General features: G+C 64.3%; 6 protein-coding genes. 2 read left to right on the forward strand and 4 right to left on the reverse strand.

Annotation, left to right across the window (positions count from 1 at the left end; all coding sequences use genetic code 11):
* Positions 1 to 49: 49 nt before the first annotated feature.
* Entirely contained in the window at positions 50 to 553 is a 504-nt protein-coding gene (locus QW861_RS05610; protein ID WP_316170537.1) for a hypothetical protein, read from the forward strand.
* Positions 554 to 655: 102 nt separating this feature from the next.
* On the opposite strand, the gene QW861_RS05615 is transcribed toward QW861_RS05610, so the two are convergent.
* Together QW861_RS05615 and QW861_RS05620 are read right to left on the reverse strand one after the other, a co-directional pair.
* Positions 656 to 1,822, reverse strand: a complete 1,167-nt coding sequence (locus QW861_RS05615) for a fatty acid desaturase (protein ID WP_410052324.1) — start codon at positions 1,820 to 1,822, stop codon at positions 656 to 658.
* Positions 1,823 to 2,115: 293 nt separating this feature from the next.
* On the reverse strand, positions 2,116 to 3,195 hold the full coding sequence (locus tag QW861_RS05620; protein ID WP_315714864.1) for an AI-2E family transporter: 1,080 nt from the start codon (positions 3,193 to 3,195) through the stop codon (positions 2,116 to 2,118).
* A gap of 286 nt (positions 3,196 to 3,481) precedes the next feature.
* Here QW861_RS05620 and QW861_RS05625 point away from each other — a divergent pair, with 286 nt between their 5' ends.
* A complete protein-coding gene (locus tag QW861_RS05625; protein WP_316192778.1) occupies positions 3,482 to 4,129 on the forward strand; it encodes an ATP-binding cassette domain-containing protein in 648 nt (215 codons plus the stop codon).
* Here QW861_RS05625 and QW861_RS05630 read toward each other — a convergent pair.
* Positions 4,126 to 7,248 carry a CusA/CzcA family heavy metal efflux RND transporter gene (locus QW861_RS05630; RefSeq protein WP_315749273.1) on the reverse strand — a complete coding sequence of 1,041 codons (3,123 nt, stop codon included), beginning with the start codon at positions 7,246 to 7,248 and terminating at the stop codon, positions 4,126 to 4,128. The two genes, QW861_RS05625 and QW861_RS05630, sit on opposite strands and share 4 nt — an antisense overlap.
* A gap of 42 nt (positions 7,249 to 7,290) precedes the next feature.
* A complete protein-coding gene (locus QW861_RS05635; RefSeq protein WP_409999221.1) occupies positions 7,291 to 8,529 on the reverse strand; it encodes an efflux RND transporter periplasmic adaptor subunit in 1,239 nt (412 codons plus the stop codon).
* Positions 8,530 to 9,183 lie beyond the last annotated feature (654 nt).

Here is a 9,183-nt window from a genome sequence, read left to right on the forward strand (position 1 = left end):
CGCACGTGTCCCGGCGGTCACGCCCGGCCCGCATGGATGGGAGACGATCATGTCACAAAAGCCGCTCCTCGACGAGCCGCGCCTCGCCTACCAGATCATCGTCACTGCGCCGGGCACGAAATCGCAGAACTGGCACGGCGTGCTGTACGATCAGAAAGGCGAGCCCGTGACGATCGCCGCCGGCGCGACGGTCAAGACCGGCGTCGGCGTGTTCGTCGGCGTCCCCGAGGACCGTCCTTTCCATCCCTTTGGTGCGATCCACGCCGACACCATCGCCTGGATGAAGACGGCGCAGGGCAACGTCATCATGGACACCGAGCCCTGGGCCTACCGGCTTCATGTCGGCGCGGAAGGCTCCAAGAACGAAGGCTGGCAGGGCGAGTTGCTGCATGGTCGGGGTGTGGTCGGGCCCCAGCCCGGCAAGTTTGAAACGCCGATGGGACCGTTCATCTGGTTGGAACGGACTCACCCCTGGGGCCTCGGCGGCTGGTTCCACGCATCCTGGTCGGCGGCCCAACGACAGGCACCGGCCAAACAAAGCGGCGCGGCCTGAGACGCGCGCGGTCGCGCCTGGGTTTCCATCTGACGGCTCAATCCGCCGGCTCAGAACTTGTATGTGGGCAGGTCGTTCGCGCGCCTCTGCCTAATCTGCGTACTATGGTTGTGGCCCAGCGAGCTTCGGTGTCGTTGTCCGAAGCTCCAATGCTCCCGCTCCGGCTTCGCGGAACGACACCAGCCGGCGCTGCGACTCGTCCCACAGCACCAGCCGGACGCAGCGCAGGCTCTCGGGCAGCGTGATGCGGCCGATCTCGCGCAGCTCGGGATGATCGCGCAGCACCACCGGCAGCCTGTAATAGGGAATCCGGCTCGAGAGATGGTGGACGTGGTGGATGCCGATATTGGCGGTGAGCCAGTGCAGCCATGCCGGCAGGTCGTAATGTGAGCTGCCGTAGAGCGCGGCCTGCTGCTGCGTCCAGCGCTCGCTCCGCTCCCAGACGGTGTGCTCGAACTGATGCTGGACATAGAACAGCCACACCCCGGCCATGGCGGCGAGCAGCATGATCGGGAGATGTACGACCAGGAACGCCTGGATGCCGATCAGCCACATCAGCCCGGCGACGATCAGGGCGATGCCGAAATTGGTCGCCATCGTGCTGACCCAGGGCGACCAGCCGGCGCGCATGAGGCCGAACGGCAGGCGGTGCTGCAGGAAGAACAGGTAGGCGGGTCCGGCGACGAACATGACCAGCGGGTGGCGGTACAGCCGGTAGCGCAGACGGCCCCAGGTCGATCGCGCCTGATATTCCCGCACCGTCAACGTATCGATGTCGCCGATGCCGCGCCGGTCGAGGTTGCCGCTGCTGGCGTGGTGGATCGCGTGGGTGCGCCGCCACCAGTCGTAAGGTGTCAGGGTCAGCACGCCGAGGACGCGGCCGACCCAGTCGTTCGCCTGACGCCCGGCGAAGAAGGTGCCGTGGCCGCAATCGTGCTGGATCATGAACAGGCGCACCAGGAAGGCGCCAGCAGGAATCGCGATGAGCAACGACGCCCAGGCATGGCCGAGCGAGAATGCGAACCAGGCTGCCGCCCACAGCGCCACCAGCGGCACCGCCGTGATCACCAGCTCGGTGACGCTGCGGACGCGGTTTGGCGTGCGATAGCTGCTGAGAATCTGCATCCAGTAGCGGGCGTCGGCCGCCGCGCGGCCCTCGTCGTCGCCGGCGCGCAGCGTGGCGCGGTCCTTGGGCGGCACAGTCGCCATCGCGACTGGCTGATCGAACTGCAATGTCGTCTCCACCTTGTGTTCTTGGCGATCGCGCATGGCGCGACCGCGGCCAAATGGACCCCTACGCAGCGCCGAACGGGCTGCAGGAGTTCGAAATCACGAGCTTTCGTCGGTTTAACCGCCGTCGAAGCCAAATGGTTGCGCCCGGCGATGAACCGCTCTGGACGAGAAAGTCTGGGATGCGGACGCCCGTCAGGAGACGGGTAAAGAGCGCGTGCGGCGGATCAATGGAACTTAACCCGTCGAACGCCTCATTGCTAGGAGAGGACGGGTTACGATCCGTTAATCCGCCCGATGAAATGCCGCTTCGATTGTGCACCGCGTTCCCTTCACCCCGTCCCGCGCGAGGCATCCTGCGCCACGGCCCCCTCGCGACGCGAGGTGGAGAAAATGTCCCAGATTGCGATGAACATTGCCGCGATCACGGGCCCGATGACGAACCCGTTGAGGCCGAATGCCTCGATCCCGCCCAATGTCGAAATCAGCACCACATAGTCGGGCATCTTGGTGTCCTGTCCGACCAGGATCGGACGCAGGACATTGTCGACGAGGCCGATGACGAGGGCGCCATAGGCGATCAGGACCACGCCCTGCCAGATCGATCCGGTGGCCAGGAGATAGAGCGCGACCGGAAACCAGACGAGGCCCGCTCCCACTGCCGGAAGCAGGGACAGGAAGGCCATCACGACCGCCCACAGCAGGGGCGCGTTGATGCCGAGAAACCAGAACATCAGGCCGCCCAGCGCGCCTTGCGCCAGAGCGACGAGCAGACTGCCCTTCACCGTCGCGCGGATGACCACCGTGAATTTGCGCAGCAGCGCATCGCGTTGCTCCGGGCGCAGGGGAATGGCGCTCTTGATGCGCTCCGATAGCGTCTCTTCGTCACGCAGCAGGAAGAACAGCAGATAGACCATGATGAACAGATTGACGAAGACCTCGAACGTCCCCTGTCCGATCACGAGCGCCTGGCTCGCAATGACCTCGCTGCCCTTCAGCAGGCCGGCCGACAGCTTGTCCTTCATTCCGGCGAGGCTGCCGAGCCCGAATCGGTTGAGCATATCGACCACCCATGTCGGAAGCGCGGCCAGCATCTTCCGAAAGTACTGTCCGATGTCGAGCTGACCGGACTGCATCTGTTTGTAGACTCCGGAGGCCTCCTGCGCCAGCGACGCCCCGATCAGTGACAGCGGAAGGATGACGATCACGACGAAGATCAACACCACGACGGCCGCCGCCAGGCCGTGTCGGCCGTGCATCGATCGCGACAGCCAGCGGTGCAGCGGAACGAAGACGATGACGCCGATGATGCCCCACAGAACCGCGCCGTAGAACGGCAGCAGGATCCACCCGAACATCAGCGATATCGCGACGAGCAAGAGAAGCAGGGCTCGGTCTTCGAGGCTACGCATCTGGCTTTCCTATCGGACCGGGACCGTGAGTTGGACCGTTCCTTCCTCCACGGCGGACGGTTTGCCGCCTGGTCGCGAGATGGTCAACGTTCGAATTCGACTTTGGCCCCCGCCACGACGCGATGTTGCCGGCGAAAACATGCTCCAGAATGCCGAATTTGTCTGCCGCTCCAGCAACAACGCCGATTTCAAGAGCCTGCGCGACAAATAAATCGCTTCTGAAAATCAGCAAACGAGCAGAGTTCTGGACGTCGACGAGCGCGCAAGCGGCTACGGCTCGTCGGAGGTGATCAGCAACGTCGGTTTTGCGCTCGGCAAAGCCGAAACCCTCGCCATCGTCGGCAAGAACGGCATGGGCAAGACCTCGCGGCTCAAGGCCATCGTCGGCTTCCTGCCGGCCTGGCGCGGCCGAGTGAAACTTGCAGGCAAGGACGTGACGCGAATAGCGCCGCATCTGAAGCGGAAGATGGGGCTGGTCTATGTTCCCCAGGAACATGCGCTGTTCCAGGACCTGTCGGTCCGCGACAATCTCAGACTTGGCGTGCTCACGGACGGTGACATGAGCGCGCGTTTCGAGCAGGTCGGAGGCTGGTCTCCGGTGCTGACCAAGCGGTTGAGCCTGCGGGCTGGCACGCTGTCCGGCGGCGAGCAGAAGATGCTGATCGTTGCCCGCGCGCTGATGGCGAAGCCCGACGTGCTGCTGCTCGACGAGGTCACGGAAGGTCTGCAGCCGTCCGTCGTCGACCGGCTGTCCGAGGTGCTGGTGCGCGTCCGACGCGAGATCGGCACCTCCATGATCGTGGTCGAGCAGCATCTTCCATTCGCGCTGTCGATCAGCGACAGATACCTCGTGTTCAAGCGCGGCGAGATCGTCGATGCCGCCGCGGTCGATCGTGACTCCGCCGCGCGCATCGACGAGCACATGCGCATCTAGCGGACCCGTCGCCGCGAGAACAGCGAGATCAGGACCGGCAGCGTGATGAGGATGACCACCGGCGCCAGCATCATGCCGGTGACCACGACGATCGCGAGCGGCTTCTGCACCTGCGAGCCGATGCCGGTCGACACCGCGGCCGGCATCAGGCCGATGCCGGCGACGACGCAGGTCATCAGCACCGGACGCAGCTGCAATTCGCCGGTGCGGATGACCGCCTCGATGCGGTCGACGCCCTCGTCGATCAGCTGGTTGAACTGCGAAAGGATGATGATGCCGTCCATCACGGCGATGCCGAACAGAGCGATGAAGCCGATCGCCGCCGACACGCTGAACGGAATGCCGGTCAAAACGAGGCCGACCACGCCGCCGAAGATCGCCATCGGGATCACGCTCATGGCGAGCAAGGTGTCGGCCATCGAGCCGAAATTGAACCACAGGAGCACGCCGATCAGCGCGAGGCTGATCGGCACCACGATCGACAGCCGTTTGATCGCGTCCTGGAGATTGCCGAACTCGCCGACCCACTCGACGCGCGAGCCCGGCGGCAGCTGCACCTGATCGGCGACCTTCTGCTGCGCCTCCTGGATCGCGCTGCCGAGGTCGCGCTCGCGCACCGAGAACTTGATCGGCAGGTAGCGCTCCTGCTGCTCGCGATAGATATAGGCTGCGCCCGAGACCAGCTTGATGGTCGCGACCTCGCTCAGCGGAATCTGGGTGATGCCGTTCGGCCCCTGCGCGCCGATGCGCAAATTCTCGATCGCCTCCGCGCTCTTGCGATATTCCGGCGCCAGACGAACGATGATCGGGAAATGCCGGTCGGAGCCGGGCTCGTAGAGATCGCCCGCAGTGTCGCCGCCGATCGCCACCTTGATGGTGGCGTTGATGTCACCGGGCGCCAGCCCGTAGCGCGCGGCCTTGGCCCGATCGATGTCGATCTGCACCGTCGGCTGGCCGAGCGAGGTGAACACCGCGAGATCGGTGACGCCCTGCACCGTCGACAGCACCTGCTTGATCTTGTTGGCGGTGTCCGTCAGCGCCTGCAGGTCATTGCCATAGAGCTTGATCGAGTTCTCGCCCTTCACGCCGGAGACGGCTTCGGAGACGTTGTCCTGCAGATACTGCGAGAAGTTGAACTCGACCCCGGGGAAGCGGTCGTCGAGCTGCTTCAACAGTTCCGCCGTGAGCTGGTCCTTGTCCTTGGTGCCTGGCCAGTCCTTCACGGGCTTCAGGGGTGCGAAGAACTCGGCATTGAAGAAGCCGGCGGCATCGGTGCCGTCATCGGGACGGCCATGCTGCGAGACGACGGCCTCGACCTCGGGACGCGCGCGGATCATCTTGCGCATCTCGTTGACGTAGGCATTGCCCTCCTGCAGCGAGATCGTCGGCGGCAGAGTCGCGCGGATCCAGAGGTTGCCCTCTTCCAGCTTCGGCAGGAATTCCAGGCCGAGCAGCCGGCCGACCACCGCAGTCAGCAGCACAAGGGCGATCGCGCCGGTCATCACCAGGTTGCGGTTGCCCACCGCCCAGCGCAGCACCGGGGCGTAGATCGCGTGCAAGAACCGCATCAGGCGCGTCTCGGTCTCCTCGACATGCGCAGGCAGGATGATGGCGCTCAGCGCCGGCGTGACCGTGAAAGTCGCGAGCAGGCCACCGGCGAGCGCGTAAGCATAGGTGCGCGCCATCGGCCCGAAGATGTTGCCCTCGACGCCGCTCAAGGTGAACAGCGGCAGGAAGGCGGCGATGATGATCGCGGCGGCGAAGAAGATCGAGCGCGACACGTCGGCGGCCGCCGACAGGATCGCGTGGCTCTTCATGCCCATCATCGTCTCCGGCGAGATGTGACTTTCCTCGGCCTCGGACAGCGGCGTGGTCTGCGTCAATCGTCGGAAGATCGCCTCCACCATGATCACCGTGGCATCGACGATCAGGCCGAAATCGATCGCGCCGACCGACAGCAGGTTGGCGGACTCGCCGCGCAGCACCAGGATGATGACGGCGAAGAACAGCGCGAAGGGAATCGTGGCGCCGACGATCAGCGCGCTTCTGAGATTGCCGAGGAACACCCACTGCAGCAGCACGATCAGGCCGATGCCGACCACCATGTTGTGCAGCACGGTGTGCGTCGTGGTGTCGATCAGGTCCTTGCGGTCGTAGATGCGTTCGATCCGCACGCCCGGCGGCAGGATCGTCGAATTGTTGATCTGGTCGACGAGCTGCTCGACGCGGGCGATGGTCGGCGAGCTCTGCTCGCCGCGGCGCATCAGCACGATGCCCTGGACGATGTCGTCATTGTTGTTCAGGCCGGCGATGCCGAGCCGCGGCTTCTCGGCCACCGTGACGTTGGCGACGTCCTTGACCAGCACCGGATTGCCGCCGCTCTGCGACACCATGGTGTTGGCGAGATCGTCCATCGAGCGGATCAGGCCGACGCCGCGCACCACGGCAGACTGCGTGCCGATCTCGACGGTGTTGCCGCCGACATTGATGTTGGAGTTGCCGACCGCCTGCAACAGCTGCGGCAGGGTCAGGCCGTTGGCGACCAGCTTGTTGAAGTCGACCTGGATCTCATAGGTCTTGGTCTTGCCGCCCCAGCCGGTAACGTCGATGACACCCGGCACGGCGCGGAAGCGCCGCTGCAGCACCCAGTCCTGCAAGGTCTTGAGGTCGAGCACGCTGTAGCCGGGCGGACCGCGCAGCCGGTAGCGATAGATCTCGCCGACCGCGCTCAAGGGCGAGATTTGCGGCGTGACGTTGCCGGGCAGCGGCGACAATTGCGACAGGCGGTTCAGCACCTGCTGCAGGGCCTCGTCGTAAGTGTAGTCGAACGAGAACTGCAGCTTGACGTCGGACAGGCCGTACAGCGAGATCGTCCGAATGGTGCGCAGGTTCTTGATGCCGGCGACCTGGGTCTCGATCGGGATCGTGATGTAACGCTCGATCTCCTCGGCCGAGAGGCCGGGGCTCTGCGTCACGATGTCGACCATCGGCGGGGTCGGATCGGGATAGGCCTCGATGTTGAGCTGGCGGAATGCGATCAGACCCCCGATCAGGACGGCGACGAACATTCCGACCATCAGGAAGCGCCGCTGAACGGCGATGGCGACGAGACGGTCCATTCAGATCGGCACTTTCAGGAAGGCATGCAGGAGAAGCGCATCTCAGCTGCCCGAGGCTGCGCGATCGATGAACAGGCTGCCCTTGGTGACGATCTGCTCGCCCGCGCTCAGATTGCTTTCGACCGCGACCTGGTCGCCGTTGATCAAACCGGTCTTGATCTTGCGCAGCTCGATCGACTTGTCGGGACGGGCGACCCAGACGCGGACCTGATTGCCTTCGTAGATCAGTGCCTGGCGGGGCACCGCGACCGCGGGCTGTTCGCCCGGCGAATAGATCGTCACATTGGCGAACATCTCGGGCTTCAGCAGGCCATCCTTGTTGTCGATGGTCGCGCGGACGAGCAGCCTGCGGCTCGCCGGGTCGATCGAGGCGGCGACGTAGTTGATGCTGGCCTTGAGCGGTCGGCCGGGCAGCGCCAGCACGTTGACGAGAATCTCCTCGCCGATGTTCACAAGCGCCGCGTCGCTCTCGCGGACGAACGCCGTGAGCCAGACGGTGGAGAGATCGCCGATCACGAAGACCGGGTCGCTCGCGCCGGAGTTGACATATTGTCCGGGGCCGACCTTGCGCTGCACGACCGTGCCGGTGATCGGCGAGTAGATCGTGATCTCGCGGTCGATCACGCCCTTGCTCTGAAAATCGGTGATCGCAGCATCCGTGAAGCCGAGGATGCGCAGCTTGTTGCGCGCCGCCTCCAGGGCCGTTTGTGACGACCGCATGTCGTTCTGGGCCTGAACGGAGGTCGCCTCCGCCTGCTGAAAATCCTTCAGCGGGATCGCCCGGCCTTCGAACAGGTCCTTGGCGCGCTTGTACTGGATATCGGCGAGGTCGAGCGCGGACTTCGCCTTGTTCATCGCGGTGATGGCGGCGATGAAATCGTTCTGGGCCTGCACGGTGTCGGCGGCCTCGATCACGAACAGCGGCTGGCCCTGGCGCACCGTCTCACCCGGGCGCGCCAGCAGCTTGGTGACGCGGCCGGCATAGGGCGAGAAAACCGGTGTCGAGCGATCCTCGTCGACGGCAACCTTGCCCTCGGTAATATGCTCGGCACGAAATATCTTCTCACACACCGGCTCGATCGTCAGCGTCGACCATTCCGCTGCCGACGGCGTAAAGGTGGTGCCGTTGCGTTTGGACTGGCTGGAGAGCTCGATATTGTCTTTCGCAGCCGTCTCCGACCGGACTTGCATGTAGCCATAGCCGCCCGCGCCGGCCATCGCCAGGGCAGCAAGGCCGATCAGCAGCCGCTTGGTGCTGAGCATCTGGGGGGATGGGTTCATGTCAGACGCCATGGCTGGTCAGATCGGCTCGCGTGATCGGTCGACGATTCCGGCTCTGGCGGTCTCATCGTCGCGCTAATAGTGCGGAACTGGAGCTTTAAACAACCTAAAAATCGCCCAACCCGCCTCTGTTTTGCTTTAAAAATTTGAAAGTTGAACGACAGCCGTTCAGCTTGCATTCAGTTGGTTTTGGACAATGGCGCTTTTCTTCGCGACGCACCATGACGTCGTCTGAGCGTAGGGGATCGCCGGGACGATGTCCCGACTTCACAAGCCAACCTCTGCGGGTACGCGCCTACCCCCCGGCGTCGGAGCCATGTTTCACACGTGCGCGGCGGGTCTGACCGGTCCTGGTGCGAGAGAGATGGTGACACGGTTCATCGCGGGTCTCCGAGATTCATCAATTGCGCAATGAACATTGGAACGCCGCCTCGCGGCGCGGATGCGTCCGAGTTGTGCTGACCGTTTCACCCTCTCGTGAGGAGGGCGCAGGGAAGGCCAGGCGCCGACTGACGCCTGCGGCCCGCCTGCGAAAAGAATGCAGGCGGCAGGTACCACAGGTGCAGCCGAGATCACCGGCGGATTCAATTGGTCGTCGCAACACTCGATGAGGAGGTTGCGATGGGCATTCGAAAGAAACGGTCAACGCGGGGC

This window comes from Bradyrhizobium sp. SZCCHNRI1029, from assembly GCF_032487555.1.
Classification (GTDB): Bacteria; Pseudomonadota; Alphaproteobacteria; order Rhizobiales; family Xanthobacteraceae; genus Bradyrhizobium.

Excerpts from the sequence above, each read along its gene's own strand:
- QW861_RS05620 (WP_315714864.1), bottom strand. The coding sequence starts at position 3,195 with ATGCGTAGCCTCGAAGACCGAGCCCTGCTTCTCTTGCTCGTCGCGATA.
- QW861_RS05610 (WP_316170537.1), top strand. The coding sequence starts at position 50 with ATGTCACAAAAGCCGCTCCTCGACGAGCCGCGCCTCGCCTACCAGATC.
- QW861_RS05635 (WP_409999221.1), bottom strand. The coding sequence starts at position 8,529 with ATGAACCCATCCCCCCAGATGCTCAGCACCAAGCGGCTGCTGATCGGC.
- QW861_RS05615 (WP_410052324.1), bottom strand. The coding sequence starts at position 1,822 with ATGCGCGATCGCCAAGAACACAAGGTGGAGACGACATTGCAGTTCGAT.
- QW861_RS05630 (WP_315749273.1), bottom strand. The coding sequence starts at position 7,248 with ATGGACCGTCTCGTCGCCATCGCCGTTCAGCGGCGCTTCCTGATGGTC.